Here is a 16,598-nt window from a genome sequence, read left to right on the forward strand (position 1 = left end):
ACATCCTCCTTGATATGATTTGTTTACAAAACAAACGTAGAAAGGAGGATTTTTCATATGCAGTCCAAGTCTTTGAAAAGAATCGACACACTCGACTATATACGAGGATTCGCTTTATGCGGAATCATTTTTATGAATATAGATGTGCTGGCGATGATCGACTCCAGAACAGGCGGGCCCATCAGCCATTTGATCGCCCAAATCAAACCGTATGTGTTTGAACAGCGCTTTTATGTCATTTTTTCCTTTTTGTTCGGAGTAGGCTTTTATTTGTTTTTATCTCGCGCTGAACAAAAAAACGCAAATGGGCATTTAATGTTTTTTCGACGACTGGTTGCACTCGCCTTTTTCGGAGCAATTCACCAGCTGGTGCAGCCGGGTGAGGCGCTGCTTCCTTATGCGATATTCGGATTTATCCTTTGGCCGTTTTATTCAATGCGACCCAAATGGATCCTGATCAGTTCATTCGTATTTATGGCAGCAGGAATCGGCTATTTTTACATGCTGAATACGCTGGCGATGTTTTTGCTTGGATTATGGGCAGGAAAAACCCGTATATTCGAGAACCTGTACGTCCATTTGCACGGTCTGCGGCGGATCGGCATCATTTCACTCATCGCCATCCCGGCGGCAATATATTTGCAGTACAAGTTTTACACCACTGAACACTTTGACCGGTTGACCGCTCTAGCAGGACTTGTCATGGGAGTTTTTTATGTATCAGCCTTCATTCAGATTTTGCAGGCGCCGTTTTTCAAGAAAATGCTTAAGCCCCTTCAATACATGGGGAGAATGTCTTTAACCAACTATATTGGACAAACCCTGATCATAATAGCATTTCTTCGCCTGACAGGAATGTATGGACACATCACCCATGCACAGGCCGTCATTCTTTGCATCTGCACACTGGCCATTCAAGCTTTCATAAGCGCATTTTGGCTGAGAGCATTCCGGATGGGCCCGCTGGAGTGGATGTGGAGAATCGCAACATACTGGAAGCGGGCACCACTAAAAAGCACCGCAAAAGGAGGATATCATGACAGACATGCTGATTGTTAAAAACATCAATAAAACATATAAAGGACAAGTCTCTCATCAAGCCTTAAAAGATATTTCATTCAATGTCGAGGGCGGTGAGTTCACGGCGATCATGGGGCCGTCCGGATCCGGAAAAACGACGCTTCTCAATATCATTTCGACGATTGACCGCCCCGATTCCGGCGACATTTTAATTCGCGGAGAAAATCCGCATCATCTGAAGAGGGCCAAGCTTGCCCACTTTCGCCGCAGGCAGCTCGGATTCGTATTCCAGGATTTTAATTTGCTGGATACGCTGACGATCGGTGAAAATATCATGCTGCCCTTAACGCTTGAAAATAAACCGCTTTCCGTCATGGAAGATAAACTTCAGGCGATTGCTGAAAAACTCGGCATCGAACAACTTCTGAATAAACGGACGTTTGAAGTATCCGGCGGACAAAAGCAGCGGGCGGCCATCGCAAGAGCAGTCATTCATCAGCCCGCTCTCATCCTCGCCGACGAACCGACGGGAAACCTCGATTCGAAGGCGTCAAAAGACGTGATGGAAACGATGCAGCACCTTAATGAAAACGACAATGCCACGATATTGATGGTCACGCATGACCCTGTTGCCGCAAGCTATTGCCGGCGCGTCATTTTTATTAAAGACGGAACATTATTCAACGAAATTTACCGCGGCGCCAACCGCCAAGTATTTTATGAAGAGATTCTGAATGTGCTGTCCATGCTGGGAGGAAACGCCAATGACCTTTCTTCAGTTCGCTTATAAAAACGTCGTCCGGAATAAAAGAGCCTATCTCGCCTTCTTTTTAAGCAGCGCGTTTTCAGTGATGATATTTTTCACATTTGCGATGCTTTTGTTCCACCCCGCTTTAGAGAAAGGCTATTTAAACAACATTGCAAAACGGGGATTATCGGTGGCTGAATGGATGATTTTCGCCTTTTCTATTCTGTTTGTGCTTTATTCCGTCAACGCCTTTCTCAAGTCGAGAAGCAGGGAATTCGGGATCCTCACCATCCAAGGAATCGCTCCGGGTCAATTGAGAAAGCTGATTACCGCAGAAAACATCATCATCGGCGTGCTTTCGATCGTTACAGGGATCATCGGCGGTCTGGTTTTTGCAAAAACATTCTTTACGGTCGGCGCTTATATTCTGGAAATGGACGCTTTGCCATTGTATATGCCTTGGAAAGCGCTGGCTCTCACAGCCGCCTGCTTTCTCACGCTGTTTATTTTGCTGTCGCAATTTACGGTTTTGTTTATTAAATCAAAAACCGTTACCAAGCTGATCAAAGGCACCGGGAAAATAAAACCTGAGCCAAAACCGTCCGTTATCTTTTCGGTCATCGGCATCGGCTGCCTCGGCTCAGGCTACTGGCTTGTATTGTTCGCCGACATCCATTTTCCCCAAGCCGTCACGATCTTAATTCTGACGATCATCGGGACTTATTTCTTCTTTAGCCAAAGCAGCATTTGGCTGCTCAGGTTGTTAAAAAAGCGGAAATCATATTATTTGCGTGGAAAAAACGTGCTATGGATATCGGATCTTGTCTACCGGCTGAAAGATAATGCCCGCCTGTTCTTTCTTGTCTGTATTATTTCAGCGGTCGCCTTTACCGCCACAGGCACATTGGCGATATACAAGACCTCTCTCGGAAAAATGGATTCTCAATATGAGATAGAGTACTTATCATACAGCGGGAACCACAAAGAACAAGCACACGTTAAGCTGATTGAACAAAAGCTGACGGACGGAGATTTTTCGTATACAAAGGAAGAAACAAAAGGAATCTATATCAGCTACAGCCAGGGAGATCTCGTTCCTCCGGTGCTTCTGATCTCTGAAGGCGAATTTCAAAAGCACTTCAAGTCAGATTCTGGTGAACTGAAAGACGGCGAGGCACTGTATTATCCGAACGCCTTTGAAGCAAAAGAAAAGCGGGAAGTTCCCGACACCTTGAACATGTTGAACAAAGATCTGAAGCCGGCAAGTGAACAGCTGAAAGTGAAAGGCATAAAAAAACCGCTCATTTCGTTAGACAGCATCGTCGTCGTAAACGGCAAAACCTTCGAAAAGCTGAAAACACAAGGCGAAGCCGTCACATTGTACGGCTATAAGTACAGCGGCTGGAAAAACAGCCTTGATATCAGCCAATCACTGAAAAACAGTATTTATGGAAACTATGCCAATATCCATTTTCAATTTGACGCAAAGGCTATTTCTTATTTTGAAACTGTTCAGCTTCCAAGCCTGAGTCTGTTTATCGGCCTTTTTATTGCGGTTCTCTTTTTTACGGCATCCGGAAGTTTTCTCTACTTCCGCCTGTTTACCGATCTTGAAGAAGATCAAGAGCGCTACCTGTCGCTCTCAAAAATCGGCCTGAGCGAAAAGGAAATGTCGCAGAGCGTGACGATTCAATTGGCCATCCTGTTCTTCTTTCCGTTCGCTCTTGCAGCAGTTCATACGTATTTTGCGATGAAGACGCTCGAGGCGCAGAGTCTTGGTCATTTTGCAGCTCCGGTCTTGATGACGATAGGCGGATTTCTGACCTTCCAACTATTATTCTTTATGATCATTCGAAAAAGCTATTTGAAAAAATTAAAAGGATTTTTAAGGTGATAAAATATGAAAAAAACAATTTCTCTGATTACAGCCGGTTTGGCTGTTGTATGCATCGGCTCTTTTCTGTTCATTCATAATGATGTGACAGACCGGTTCAATCCGCTTGTGAAGAAAGAAAACGTGTATGTCCAGATCAACAAAGACGGTAAGCATCTGAGCCCGGGCGGCTATGAGTACACGCTGGAAGGATATAATGACGCCGGTAAGGAAAAGGAAGTTACATTCTTCGCCGGCGGCTCCCTTCGAAAAAACGCCTACCTAAAGGTACACGCGAAAGGAAAATACGTTCAGACATGGGAAGAAGTGCAGCCCGGCGATATGCCGAGTGCAGTTCGGGCCAAATTGATCAAGCAGTAAAAAAACGGCGTCTAAGCCGTTTTTTCTATGAATCACTATATTTTTACAAAATTCCGAAACTTCTCGGCCTGTTGTTCGTATAAAAACAAAGGTCATATTGGTTAGGAGGTTTTCATATGATTGTTGGAATGATCGGTTTTATCTTGGTAGTATTCTTCCTCTACGCCGCCATGGCACCGTCTGACGGAAACAACAGCGGCAGCAGCTCTTCAACTTTTTTTGTCGGGGGTCCTGATTCATCCGGCGACAGCGGAAGTGATTGCGGTGGCGGCGGTGATGGCGGCGGTGGCTGTTAAGACCTGCGGGCTGCCTTTACCCATCTTCTGCTCGGACCCTTAGGCTGTATGCAGTTCTTGCTGCAGTCAGCCGGGTATGTTCCAGCCATCTCACTTCATCATTCATTCACCATCTAACTCCAAATACGGGATCATCAATCCAGTTGTTTAACCAGACTTCCGATTGGGAATGATGTAAAGACAGCAGATTCCCGATCTTCAAACGATTTAAAAGTCACAATTAATCGATTCTGTTACAAAATATATAAAACTTTGCACCTACTTGTTCGATATTAAAAGAAGACATTCACGATAAGGAGGGTTTTTTCCAGATGATTTTTTTACTGGTTTTATTGGCTCTGTTTATTTTGTATTCATTCTTTTTTGACAAGAACAACAAAAGTTCTTATAAAAAAGCGGCACCGAAAAGCAGAATATTGATCCGCCAGGCAGCCGTGCCGACCGGATTTTTGAGGGTAATCGAAACCGCACCCGGGCAGACGGCAAACCGCCGAACCTCCGAAAGTATGCGCCCGAATCTGCGGCTTGTCATGAGCCCGACGCACCAAAACGAAAAAAAATAAGGAAAGCGGCATCATGATAAATGCCGTCTTTCCTATTGTCTGCTGTGTTCCACCATTCTCCCAAAGGCGTCCGGCGACATCCCCGGCGAGATTCGGACGCGGTGGAGCGCATGCATCCCCTGCTCCCTAGATGCCGCTCCCGGTTCTGTCGTGACAGCCATTTGATAGCCTGCCTCGTTTGCCAGCTTCAGCGTATCTTCGTTATAGCGCCCGACCGGATAACTCAGCATAACCGTGTTTTGGCTGAACATGCGATCAAACAGCGCTTTGGAACGCGTCATTTCATCGAGCTGCTGTCCCGGTGCCAGCCCGTTCAATTCAACGTGATGAATGGTATGGCTTTGAATCGAAATGCCGTTTCGCCTCATCTCATTCATTTGTTTCTCTGTCAAATGGTTCTTTCCGCCGACCGATTTGCCGATCATGAATACGGTCGCCTTCTGACCATATTCTTTAAGGATCGGAAAGGCTTTCGTAAAGTTATCTGTATAACCGTCATCAAACGTAATCAGCACGCATTTTTCACTCGGCATTTTATCTTGTGTTAAGACAATATAGGCTTCTTCAGGTGTCAGTGTGTAATAGCCGTTATCCTTCAGCCATTTCATATGTCCGCGGAACTCCGCCTCCGGTACGCGCAGGCTGTTTCCTGTGGAAATGCTGTGATACATGAGAATCGGAATGCGGGCGGGGCTCTTCACTTTGAGCCAATTGGATGATGGATCATGTTCTGCCTGCTGTTTTGATTGTTTTGCCGCTTTTTGAGCCGTATTTGGTTCTGTTTTTTCCTCTCCTTTTGTTTCATGACCGGAACACCCGTACAGCATCCCTATCAACATAAGCAGCACAAGTAACAGTTTCGTTTTTTTCACAATTATTCCCGCTTTCTATCTATTGAATCCTTTTTAATATCGGTGCGGAACTGGCATTTTTCACTGTTCCTGCTTTGATGAGGAGAGCCAAGCTTTACGCAGTCTGCTGATCCCTTCTTCAATTTCCGTTGCAGAAAGACCCCCAAATCCCGCCATGACGATGGAAGAGCTGCTTTCATGAGGCTCAAGCCAGAAATCTGATACCGGGTAAACTTTCACACCGAGTTTTTCCGCTTTATGTATGAGGTCTTGCGCATGTCGGCCTGTCTTCATCAAAATATGAAGCCCCGCTTTTTCGCCGATGATTTCCACTTCATTTCCGAAATGCGTTTTAATGGCCGAAATTAATGTTTTGTGCTTTTCTTGATAGACTTTTTTCATTTTTCGGATGTGCCTTTCGAAAAAACCTTCTTTCATAAATAAAAACATCGCTTTTTGAATGATGGGTGAAGCAGACTGGCTGTAGCGTCCAAGCTTTTCTTGAAATTCATCCGCCAGCTTTGAAGGCAGAACGATATAACTCAATCTCGCTCCCGGAAGAAATGACTTTGAAAAAGTCCCTAAATAAATGACATTTTCTTTTTTATCAAGCGCTTTTAAAGATGGAATAGGCCTGCCCTGATAGCGGAATTCGCTGTCATAGTCGTCTTCGATAATATAGGCCTTCTCACGGCTTGCCCATTCAAGTAATTTCAGCCTCTTTTGTATCGGCAGAACCATTCCATACGGAAACTGATGTGATGGTGTAATATAAACGAGTTTGGCCCCGGTTGCAGCAAGCTGTGACAAATTGACCCCATCCGTCTCCAGACCAATTGGCTGAATATCACATCCATGGTTAAGGAAAACAGAACGCACACCATCATATCCCGGATTTTCCGCCGCAACCAATCGGCCGTTCATTGAGAGCAGCTGGCAAAGAAGTCCGACTGCATACTGCGTACCGGAACAGATCACAATTTGCTCAGGTGCACAGCGGACACCTCTTGCCTGAAATAAATATTTCGCCAATTCCGTACGAAGACCGAAATCGCCTTTATGATGACCATACAGTAATAATTCATGATCTTCACTGTCCAATGCATTTTGCAGACAACGCCTCCATGTTTTGAACGGAAAATGGCTTAAATCGATATCACCATATTTAAAATCATACGTTGCCGCTGTAGCTTGTCCTGTTTCTTTGGATGCCCGGTTGGTATGAACCTTCAATTGACCAGGCGGTATCAGCGTTTTCTCCAAGGGAAGCACTTTGATGCCGATCCTTGGCCTGCTTTCTGTATAGCCTTCTGCAGTGAGCTGCTGATAGGCGCTTTCAACTGTATTTTTGCTTAGATGCAAATGCTCGCATAAGTAGCGGATCGGCGGCAAAAGAGTTCCCTCAGGGATGCCGCCGGTCTCAATTTCTGTTTTTATATATTGATATAGCTGCATATACAGAGGCGTTTTAAGCTGTTTATTGAGTAAAGGAGTTAATTCTATCATTTTCTGACCTCATCAAGTTTTCTATTATTGTCTCTTTTTAAAGGGACAATAACAACCTAAAATCATCTTAACAATAAAAAGGAGCGTGAATGTGATGGCTCATTCCATTCGGCAAAAACAGCTTGCCTGCACAGATGAAAAAAAGATTGATCAATTTTTAACAGAAGCGCAAACCGGATACCTCGGCTTGGCCGCAGATCAAGATCCATATGTGATCCCTTTGAATTTCGTCTGGAAAAAAGGCTTCATTTATTTTCACGGTGCCTCAGAGGGACGGAAAATGGACATGCTGCAAGAAAATCCTAATGTATGTTTCACAGTCAGCGAACAATATGGAACAATGGTTCATCCCATTCCCGCTAAAACCGATACCGCTTATATGAGTGTCATTCTTTTCGGCACAGCGTCAATCATCACAGACTTAGATGAAGCAACATCCGCGATGCAGGCTCTTCTCGACAAATACGTACCGGGATACTACAGTTCTCCGCTTCACAAAACACATGTCGAAAAGTACAGATCGAGTTTAGGCAGCAAAACCGTTGTCTTTAAAGTTCAGCCCCGAGAGATAACAGCTAAAGAAAACATGCTGAATCAAAGCATGAAATTCGAAAACGGGCGGACCGTACAGGAAGACCATTGACAAAAAAAGACCCGCAGCTTATGCTACCGGGTCTCCTATGGATTGTGCCGCATATCCATCTATAAATTTCAATCCCGCTGTGTACCGCTTTCTCCGCTTCTTTATCCAGCAGACGAGCGCCAGCCGCTGATCCGGATCCTTCTCATCGATACAAACCAGCACATGTTCATTCATCTCAAGCGGGACGCCGGATTCAATCTGACAGCCTGACAAGCTGATGTCCTTAATCATGATCTCGTGAGCGCCTTTCTCTGCATCATCGGGAAACAGCAGTGTTCCCAGACCTTGAAAGGCCTCGCGGACGTGTTTTCTCTTGAATGCATCCGGGCTTTTTTCAGTTTTCATGAAAAAGCGCAGCACTGTTGACAATGTATCAGCCCGCTTTTCCCGGTCGGCCTTTCTCGCATTTTCTTCATTGAACATAAAACCGATCAGCTTGACATACAATTCCTTGTCCATCTCTTTGAAGTGCAGTCCGATTTCAATGTCGTCCGCGTCTTTCGTCGTCCACATCACCCGAGCCGGCACTTTTCCGACCGCATCTATCATCAGACCGTCCACATGATAGTACATGTCCAAATCAGCCTGATAAGGCAGCCTGATACGCGCGCCCGTGTCGCTCACATCGATCAGTTCACATTCGTGCTCATCTCCTGAAACAGTGGAAAAAGCCGCCGGCTTGTTGACTGTGAACCGTTCAGATCTTCGAAATCTCGGCCTGTCAAAGGCAACGAGCAACGCAAGTATGAGACCTGTCATATTATAGAGAACCCAAAATAAATTATACGATGTGACGTTTATATCAAAAGTATGCAGAAATAAAAATTCATAAAGGGTTTTTCCGAGCGCAAACAGTGTCACTGCAAGCAGAATCGCACACGGCAGCGCCGTCGTATATTTGAATTTTCGCCGATCTGTGTTGACGCCCTTCGGTGTGACTTTAAAATCAAACCGCTTCTTGAAAATGAATTCCGACAAAGCCGATATCGCCATGTGCGGCGCCATCGAAGTATCGTAAATATGGCTCCAGCTCATGCTGCGCTGCCGGTCCGAAACAGCTTTAAATGAAAGGTAAGAACCTAAAAACGCAGGCAGCCAAAACGAGGTGATCGACCACAAATCGGTCTTTAAGCTATGTATGCCAAACAGCAAAAACAAGAGCGGCGCCAGGATGTAGACCATCTTAAAAACGCCGAAAAACCAAAAGAGAATACCGTCAAAATAAAGAATGCGCTGCATTGGTGTAAGACCTTTTAAGAAAAGCGGATTCCACTTCTTTCCGCACTGAATGTTTCCCCTGCACCAGCGGTCGCGCTGCTTCAAAAGATCCGTCCACGTTTCCGGCGAAAGACCGACGGCAAGCACTTCCTTGACGAAAACAGATTTAAATTTCGTTTGCAAAAGCATTCCGGTTGCCATATCCTCCGTAATCACGCCTGTCGCAAAACCGCCGATTTCCTCCAAAGCGTTTCTTCTGAAAACCGTATTGCTGCCGACGTACATAACGGCATTAAAACGGTCTTTCCCGGCCTGGAGCCTGCGCAAAAAAAAGTCCTGCTCATTCGGAATGTTCGCTCCGGAAAATAAATTGTACTGATAAGGATCTTCATTATAGAAGGCCTGAGGCGTTTGAACAAAAGCCACTTTTTCCTTCTTAAAATAGCCGACAGTTTTCTGTAAAAAAGAAGGAAGCGGGACCATATCGGCATCCATCGTCACAATCAGTTCCCCGTTCGAGCAGCTCATCGCATGGTTTAAATTCCCTGCTTTTGCATGCTTATTACTTGGCCTTGTAACGTAATGAACGCCAAGTTCCTCGGCCAGCTTTTTAATATCTGTCCGCCTTCCGTCATCACACAAATAAATGTTGACAAGCTCTTTTGGATAATCGAGGTTCAGACAGCCTGCCACTGACTTTTTCAGTACATGGCGCTCTTCGTTATAAGTTGCAATCAGAATATCAACGCTCGGCCAATGGTCTTGATCACCTAGCATTTCCGGCTCCCGCTTCCTTTCCTTCCATACTAGCGTATAAAAGACCAAGAGCTGTAAAAAGCCGATACATTCAGTTACAATCAGGATCACGCCCATCACGATGTCGGCGGGGCGAGAGACAGGCAGTGTATAGCCGAACCGCCAAACAATATACACGCCGTTCGTCATAAGGCACAATATGATTAAAAATCTCTTGAAACGCGGATTCATCCAAGATCCCAAATACCCGATGAGAATCAGGGCAATCATTGCTGCGGGATAGCAGTGTAAAATAAATTCCATTTTCTTCTCCTTATGTGCGGATAAAAACCCTTCTCAAAGGGTTTCTCCAAAGTATTCCTTTATTTCATTCTTTTGCACTCGAATATATTACCATCTTTAGACCTAAAATTCTTTAAAAATAATAAAAAATATAAGACTATAGACTCTTATTCAAAAAAACCATTAGGTTCATATTGATAACCCTCACATATATGCCATCTCAAGATTGAATCTTTTGTCGCAGACGTCCTGTGTCTGTTCGGAGACGGGAGCTGAATGTATCAACGGTTCACACAAGAAAAAAGGTCTCTGCTCCTAAATGTTTGATTTATTTTTGACGGATTAACAGCTTTTTTGTGTCGATTTTTATTCCAGTAAAAGGAGATTCGGGAATTACCGCATCAAAAAAAGCCTGAACAAGGCCATTAAACAGTGTCCAGACACGTCTTTAACCAAATGGAGCCGCTCTAGATCATCATGGGAAAACGGCTAGGTCTTCCTGCACGGTTGTCTGAATTTTGATTTTTTTAGTATACTTAATTTAGTTAAATAACTAGAGCAAGGGGATAACAAAAAGGATGGGGGAAAGAATATGGAAGTAAAAACAAAGGTACAACATATACCGATTCAAACAACAAAAGAACCGGATGAAAATTTTTTCGCAAGAGCAATGAATGTTAAAATCGGCATCATTCCGCTGCCCGTATACTTGCTGCTCTTCGCTTTGATTGTGACGTTTGTCTATATGCATGATCTGAAAAGCGACATTTTAACAGCCATTGCGGTTATGGGCTTTTTCGGATTCACCTTCGCCCAAATCGGAAAGTCGCTGCCGCTTCTTCGTTCTGTCGGCGGTGCCGCTATACTTGCGACGTTTATTCCTTCAGCTATCGTCTATTACCATCTCATTCCCGATGACATTATCAAATCAACAACTGAATTTACAGAAAACTCAAACTTTCTTTATTTGTTTATCTCAGCCATTGTAGTGGGAAGCATTTTAGGCATGAAAAGAGAAACGCTGGTCAGGGCGTTCATTAAAATTTTCATTCCGCTAATTGCAGGGACAATTGCCGCAGCGGCAGTCGGTCTAACAGTTGGTACAATGCTCGGCCTCGGATTTCAGCATACGCTTCTGTACATTGTGATTCCGATCATGGCCGGAGGGGTCGGCGAGGGAGCCATTCCGCTGTCCATCGGCTATTCGGAGATCATGCACATGTCACAAGGGGAAGCTTTTGCACTTGTCATTCCTTCTATTATGTTTGGAAGCTTAAGCGCTGTCATTTTGTCCGGGGTTTTAAACGTAATGGGAAAGAAAAAGCCTGAATGGACAGGCAACGGAAAAGTCGACCGTTTCGAAAGCGGGGACGCACTGCCGCTTGAAAGCCGCGACAAAGACAAAGAAAGCGTTTTTAATCTTTCCCACTTTGCATCGGGAGGCATTCTTGCCGTCTCACTATATTTAGTCGGTATGCTTTCACATGACTTGTTCGGATTTCCAGCACCCGTCATGATGCTTCTGCTGGCTGTTGCCGTGAAACTGTTTCGTTTGGCTCCGGCGAATTTGGAAAACGGCGCCTACGGCGTGTCACGCTTCTTTTCAACTGCTGTGACATATCCGCTGCTTTTTGCCATTGGCGTCTCCATGACACCGTGGGACAAGCTGATCGCTGCTTTTAATATCGCCAATATTATTACGATCGTATCTGTCGTGGTCACGATGATAGCCGTCGGCTTTTTTACAGGAAAGTGGCTGAACATGTACCCGATCGAAACCGCGATTATCAATGCCTGCCATTCAGGTCAGGGCGGAACGGGGGACATCGCCATTCTTAGCGCCGCAGAGCGCCTCGAGCTCATGCCGTTTGCTCAGGTGTCCACAAGAATCGGCGGAGCGATAACCGTTACACTGACATTGCTGCTGTTAGCCCAGTTTTATTGATGAATGAAAAAGCCTGCAGAGCAAAAAACTGCAGGCTTTATATTGTTGATAAATCCGAAAACGACTTTTAGTTTTGGGATTTTGTCATCCTTTCAGCGTGACCCGCAACCCTTGCAGTCTAGGAAGGCCGAGCATCTGAGCGGACTTTCACAGGAAGTGATGACGGCGGCGTTCAGGCAGGACGCCTGGGCGGTTAGCCGTTGAGTGAGCACCGACTTAGCAGGCCTGACAACGAATGTGAGGGTTTGTCGACACGCTGAAGCCTGCAGAGCGAACTGCAGGCTTTCTTTTTAGTATCTAGCGTACTTTCTTCGGAACATAGTCGGGAAAGTCTGTCACAATCCCGTCCACGCCGGCCTTTAAAAGCGGAGGCACTTCATCGCGGGAGCGGACGGTCCATGGCGTAATTTTCATGCCGAGCGCATGAATCCTCGGCACAAGCGTAGGATCAGCGGCCACATTTTTTAAGTTGGCGTTCACATATTTGGCATAGCCGGAAAATGCCTTGAGCTTTGCATCTGTTAAGTCCGCTGCTTTTGACGTTAAGACACCTGTCGGCATCGATGGGAGCAGCTGATGAATTTTGTATACAGAGTTGAAATCAAACGATTGTACAATGATTTTTCCATTTTTAGGCTTATCAATTCTCCGCTCTTTCAATGCCGCTGATACTTTTTCTTCGATTCCCGGATAGCGTGCAGGTTCTTTTAATTCGATCAGCATTCCAATCTTCCCTTTATACCGGTCAAGCACTTCTTCAAATGTCGGAATGCGCTCCCCGGCGAACTGCGGACCGAAGTAGCTGCCAGCATCAAGCTTGCGCAGCTCGGCAAGCGTCAAGTTCTTTACGGCGACCGGCAGCACTGAGCCGATGTCTGTCGTACGGTTTACGGTCGTATCGTGAATGACGACAAGCTCCCCGTCCTTGGACATTTGAACATCCAGCTCGATATAGTCCGCTTTCATCTGAAGCGCCTTTTCAAAGGCAGCCATCGTGTTTTCCGGAGCATATCCCGAAGCGCCTCTGTGCGCAATGACAGCCACTTTTTTAGGCTTCGCCGCCGGCTCTTGCGCTCCCGCATCCGGTGCAAACAGTGCTGACCCGATAGAAACCCCGATCAATGAAGATAACATCAATTTCTTTAATAAAGCTGACACATCATCCACTCCCCTTTTGCTCTTCTCTTGCCAAAGTATAGGTTCGCACTGTTAAGATTATGTTTCAGCAGTCTTTAATTTTCATAAATTTCCTGATAAACAAAAAAAGACCCCTCAGCAGAGATCTTTTTTGGATATATCAGCGTTCGCAGGCAATTTTGTCTTTATCGCGGTCCAGCTTTTTATTGGCGTCATAAAGCGCTTTTGAAACATACGGCTTGTATTTCGTTTTTCCGCCTTTGTTTTTGACCGACTTCGAACGTGCGACGCCGCCTTTATAGTCTTTGTTTAAAGCTTTGCAGTTTTTGTACGTTTTTACCTTCGTTTTTGCTTCTGCCACATCGCCGGCACCCCAGGAAAAACCGATGATAAGACCGGCAGACAAAAGACTCGCTGCTATTTTTTTCATCCCGTTTGACCCCTTTCGTCTCTTTCTTATGTATCTTTTACCATCATAAAATATTTCTCTTATTCACTCAAGAAAAAAATGACATTTTATTGAATAAAAGGTATGGTTTGAACAAAGGACTTTTCACACAAAAACCGGCGCTTTAAGCGCCGGCTTCATCAACATATTGATGTTCACATGTCTTTTTCAAAACAGCGTTAATCTCATAGGCTAATTCCTTCGGATGGATGCACAGCATGTCTTCCAAAGGACTGTTCCAGTTCCCGTTTTTAATCAATTTCAGCGCATAATGGCCGGCCGGACTGCACTCGGGATACCACTCTACATCGAGCAGAAGGCATTTTTCATCATGCCGCAGCTTCAAAAGATCCCGTTTGAAATCTGACCGCCAGGCCTTGCTGTCAGGCGCCAATTCATCGGGGTTTGTACCGGTTAATGAGTGATGCACAACCGTCCAGCCGGCCGGGATTCTAAGCCTCAGCAAATTGCGTGCGCCACCGGAAGCACGAATCCTATCTTCCAACCGTTCGACCAGCTGTTCATACGACGTGTCTGAATCCTCGCTAACCAGCGTTTGATCAGCATTTAGCATCCTGATGACGTACTTCAGTTCTCCAGCATATTCAACTTGTACCATTTTACCGGAGGTTTCATTCTCCAAGGTGAATAGCATACGGCGGAGATCGCGAATCGGCTTTTGATACAAATGATTTTCTTTCACCGTCCAGCCGGCCGGCACCATCAAAGGATGCAATTTAAAAAAATACTGAGATTTGGTCAACGTACTCACATCCTCTTTCCTTATTCTGTCCTCTTTCCTATCAATCTATGTGCCGGGCCGGCTTCTTAGAACAATGGCGGACCAGCACACAAAAAAACCGCCTGACTGCTTTATGAAGCGTCAGGCGGTTTTTCGTTTTTACTCGCCGGTTTTTTCTTTTCCGTAATGATATTTTGATGGATCAACAGGCTTGAAGTCCGAAATCTCGTGGAATCTTAACAGATCTTTATAGAGTACTTGGTCGGACAGATCCAGCTGTTCGGACACCTGTGATTTCAGGTTTTCCGTTTCCTGGTTGCCTTTGATCTCTTTTCCTGTCTTTGTATCGTATACGGTCGTATCAATCATCGTGTACTTCGGCGTTACATAGTTTCCATTTCTGAAAGCCACGGTTTCGTCGTGGTCTTTAGAAAAGAGGTCTGTACCAAAGTTGATGTATTTTTTGCTGTCAATACCTTGCAGGTGAAGAAGTGTCGGCATGACATCCATCTCACCGCCATACGTATGATTGACTCCGCCTTTTTTGCCCGGAACGCGGATCATAAGCGGTACGCGCTGATTCATCGCGTTTTGATACGGTGTAATCTCTTTACCTAATACTTCCTTCATCGCACGGTTGTGATTCTCTGAGATTCCGTTGTGGTCGCCATAGATGACGATGACGGAATCATCATATAATCCCGATTTTTTCAGCTCTTTAAAGAAATCTTCAAGCGCTTCGTCAAGATAGCGCGCCGTCTGGAAGTACCCGTCTACCGTTTTGTCTCCCGTCGTTCCCTTTTCAAGGGTGGCATCCTTTTCATCCAAAATGAACGGATAGTGGTTTGTCAACGAGATTAAATGCGCATAAAACGGCTGTTTGAGCGATTTCAGCTTCGGAATTGATTCTTCAAAGAACGGCTTGTCTTTCAAGCCAAGGTTGACGAGATTCTCCTCTGACATGTCATATGTGCTGGCATCGAAGAATTTGTCATAGCCAATTTGTTTATAGACCTGGTCGCGGTTCCAGAATGACTTGTAATCCCCGTGCATCACGGCGCTTGTGTAGCCTTCTTTTTGGTTCAGAATCGCCGGCAGGGACTGGTACGTATTTTGCCCTTTTGTTACAAACGCGCTGCCTTCAGGCAGTCCGTAAAGGCTGTTGTCCATCATCAATTCGGCATCCGCGGTTTTACCTTGACCGGTCTGATGGAAAAAGTTATCGAAATACATCATGTCATTCTGGCCGTGCGCCAGCTTGTTCAAAAACGGAGTGACTTCTTTTCCGTTCAGCTTATAATCGATCAAAAACGTCTGGAAGCTTTCCAAATGAATCTTGATGATGTTCTTGCCTTTTGCTGCGCCGAAATACTCGTCATTCGGTTTCGCATAATGCGAATTTGTATAGTTGATGACGCTCGTCAGGTCGTCGCTGCTCGCGTATGCCTTTTGGCTCGCGTTTTGGGCAGCCTGAACACCATCATAGATCATGTAATTGTAAGGCCCCAAATACTTGACGATATAATTCCGGTCAAATGTTCTTGTCAAAAGCTCCGGACGGTCTGTCTCAGCAACTGCAAGGTTGATGAAAAACAGCGCCACTCCGCCGAGAACGACAGTTGCAGCCCATCTTTTTTTCAGTTGTGCCGCCTTCAGTTCAGGCAGCTTCACACATAATGCAATCAGAATGATCAAATCGACGAAATAGATAACGTCATGAAATGCCATGATGTCAAAAACGCCATCCGACATGTTGCCGAGGTTTCCGGCTTGTTTTAAGTTTGCAAACGTCAAAAAGTCATCAAAGAAACGGTAAAACAGGATATTTGCATATAAAGCAAACGTCATCACCGCATCAATGATGATGATCCATATCGCCGACCGGCGGCCTTTTGCAAACAAAGCCAAACCGAGTGCAGCAATCGTGAAGCTGAATGGGTTGATAAACAGCAGCATTTGCTGCGTAGACCCTTTCACACCTAAATTAAACTCTAAAAAGTAGGAAGCATAGGTTTTAGCCCATACAAAAACAACAGCTAACAAAAAAAAGCTTAGCTTATGAGAGAATATTTTTTTCATGATAACCTCTACCTTTTTAACTTTTTTCAGACCGCTTTCTGTTTCAGTCAATGAAGCGTGAGGAAACGATAATATATCATTCTACTAAAAGTCTCGGCGGTTTTTCAAGC

At 45.1% G+C, this 16,598-nt stretch carries 15 protein-coding genes; 8 read left to right on the top strand and 7 right to left on the bottom strand.

The genetic code is table 11. The features are described 5' to 3' along the window. The first annotated feature begins 57 nt into the window (after window positions 1–57). The 6 genes from MHI30_RS20590 to MHI30_RS20615 all read left to right on the top strand — a co-directional run bounded on the left by MHI30_RS20590 (window position 58) and on the right by MHI30_RS20615 (window position 4,881). On the top strand, window positions 58–1,059 hold the full coding sequence (locus MHI30_RS20590) for a DUF418 domain-containing protein (RefSeq protein ID WP_071583644.1): 1,002 nt from the start codon (window positions 58–60) through the stop codon (window positions 1,057–1,059). Further along, window positions 1,037–1,810 carry an ABC transporter ATP-binding protein gene (locus tag MHI30_RS20595; RefSeq protein ID WP_069500855.1) on the top strand — a complete coding sequence of 258 codons (774 nt, stop codon included), beginning with the start codon at window positions 1,037–1,039 and terminating at the stop codon, window positions 1,808–1,810. The genes MHI30_RS20590 and MHI30_RS20595 overlap by 23 nt, the downstream gene beginning before the upstream one ends. Continuing rightward, complete coding sequence (locus MHI30_RS20600; protein ID WP_069500856.1) at window positions 1,785–3,662, top strand: ABC transporter permease; 1,878 nt, start codon at window positions 1,785–1,787, stop codon at window positions 3,660–3,662. The genes MHI30_RS20595 and MHI30_RS20600 overlap by 26 nt, the downstream gene beginning before the upstream one ends. 6 nt (window positions 3,663–3,668) lie before the next feature. Next, window positions 3,669–4,022, top strand: a complete 354-nt coding sequence (locus MHI30_RS20605; RefSeq protein WP_069500857.1) for a YxeA family protein — start codon at window positions 3,669–3,671, stop codon at window positions 4,020–4,022. 116 nt (window positions 4,023–4,138) lie between these two features. After that, window positions 4,139–4,318, top strand: a complete 180-nt coding sequence (locus MHI30_RS20610; RefSeq protein ID WP_069500858.1) for a hypothetical protein — start codon at window positions 4,139–4,141, stop codon at window positions 4,316–4,318. 311 nt (window positions 4,319–4,629) lie between these two features. Continuing rightward, window positions 4,630–4,881, top strand: coding sequence for a hypothetical protein (locus MHI30_RS20615; protein WP_069500859.1), 252 nt, complete (start codon window positions 4,630–4,632; stop codon window positions 4,879–4,881). Window positions 4,882–4,913: 32 nt separating this feature from the next. On the opposite strand, the gene MHI30_RS20620 is transcribed toward MHI30_RS20615, so the two are convergent. After that, the gene (locus MHI30_RS20620) at window positions 4,914–5,753 is read right to left on the bottom strand and encodes a polysaccharide deacetylase family protein (RefSeq protein ID WP_075751662.1); all 840 of its coding nucleotides are present in this window, start codon (window positions 5,751–5,753) and stop codon (window positions 4,914–4,916) included. Between the two features lie 60 nt (window positions 5,754–5,813). Next, complete coding sequence (locus tag MHI30_RS20625) at window positions 5,814–7,238, bottom strand: PLP-dependent aminotransferase family protein (RefSeq protein ID WP_154495468.1); 1,425 nt, start codon at window positions 7,236–7,238, stop codon at window positions 5,814–5,816. Window positions 7,239–7,332: 94 nt separating this feature from the next. Between MHI30_RS20625 and MHI30_RS20630 the strand changes: the two genes are divergently transcribed. After that, window positions 7,333–7,881, top strand: coding sequence for a pyridoxamine 5'-phosphate oxidase family protein (locus MHI30_RS20630; protein ID WP_154495466.1), 549 nt, complete (start codon window positions 7,333–7,335; stop codon window positions 7,879–7,881). Between the two features lie 18 nt (window positions 7,882–7,899). On the opposite strand, the gene MHI30_RS20635 is transcribed toward MHI30_RS20630, so the two are convergent. Continuing rightward, complete coding sequence (locus tag MHI30_RS20635) at window positions 7,900–10,158, bottom strand: glycosyltransferase (RefSeq protein WP_075751663.1); 2,259 nt, start codon at window positions 10,156–10,158, stop codon at window positions 7,900–7,902. A 571-nt stretch (window positions 10,159–10,729) separates the two neighbouring features. On the opposite strand from MHI30_RS20635, the gene MHI30_RS20640 reads away from it, so the two are divergent. Next, window positions 10,730–12,082: a 2-hydroxycarboxylate transporter family protein gene (locus tag MHI30_RS20640; RefSeq protein WP_075751664.1), complete on the top strand. Its 1,353-nt coding sequence runs from the start codon at window positions 10,730–10,732 to the stop codon at window positions 12,080–12,082. 297 nt (window positions 12,083–12,379) lie between these two features. Here the strand turns inward: MHI30_RS20640 and MHI30_RS20645 are convergent, their stop codons facing one another. From MHI30_RS20645 to MHI30_RS20660, 4 genes are all read right to left on the bottom strand, one after another. Continuing rightward, window positions 12,380–13,240 carry a glycerophosphodiester phosphodiesterase family protein gene (locus MHI30_RS20645; protein WP_075751665.1) on the bottom strand — a complete coding sequence of 287 codons (861 nt, stop codon included), beginning with the start codon at window positions 13,238–13,240 and terminating at the stop codon, window positions 12,380–12,382. A 139-nt stretch (window positions 13,241–13,379) separates the two neighbouring features. Continuing rightward, complete coding sequence (locus MHI30_RS20650; RefSeq protein ID WP_075751666.1) at window positions 13,380–13,649, bottom strand: excalibur calcium-binding domain-containing protein; 270 nt, start codon at window positions 13,647–13,649, stop codon at window positions 13,380–13,382. Window positions 13,650–13,791: 142 nt separating this feature from the next. After that, the gene (locus MHI30_RS20655; protein WP_256700597.1) at window positions 13,792–14,439 is read right to left on the bottom strand and encodes a hypothetical protein; all 648 of its coding nucleotides are present in this window, start codon (window positions 14,437–14,439) and stop codon (window positions 13,792–13,794) included. A gap of 129 nt (window positions 14,440–14,568) precedes the next feature. Further along, window positions 14,569–16,488 (bottom strand): LTA synthase family protein, encoded by a 1,920-nt coding sequence (locus tag MHI30_RS20660; RefSeq protein WP_075751667.1) that lies wholly within the window; start codon window positions 16,486–16,488, stop codon window positions 14,569–14,571. Window positions 16,489–16,598 lie beyond the last annotated feature (110 nt).

Source organism: Bacillus sp. FSL L8-0528 (assembly GCF_038593085.1).
In the GTDB taxonomy this organism is placed as follows: Bacteria; Bacillota; Bacilli; order Bacillales; family Bacillaceae; genus Bacillus; species Bacillus paralicheniformis.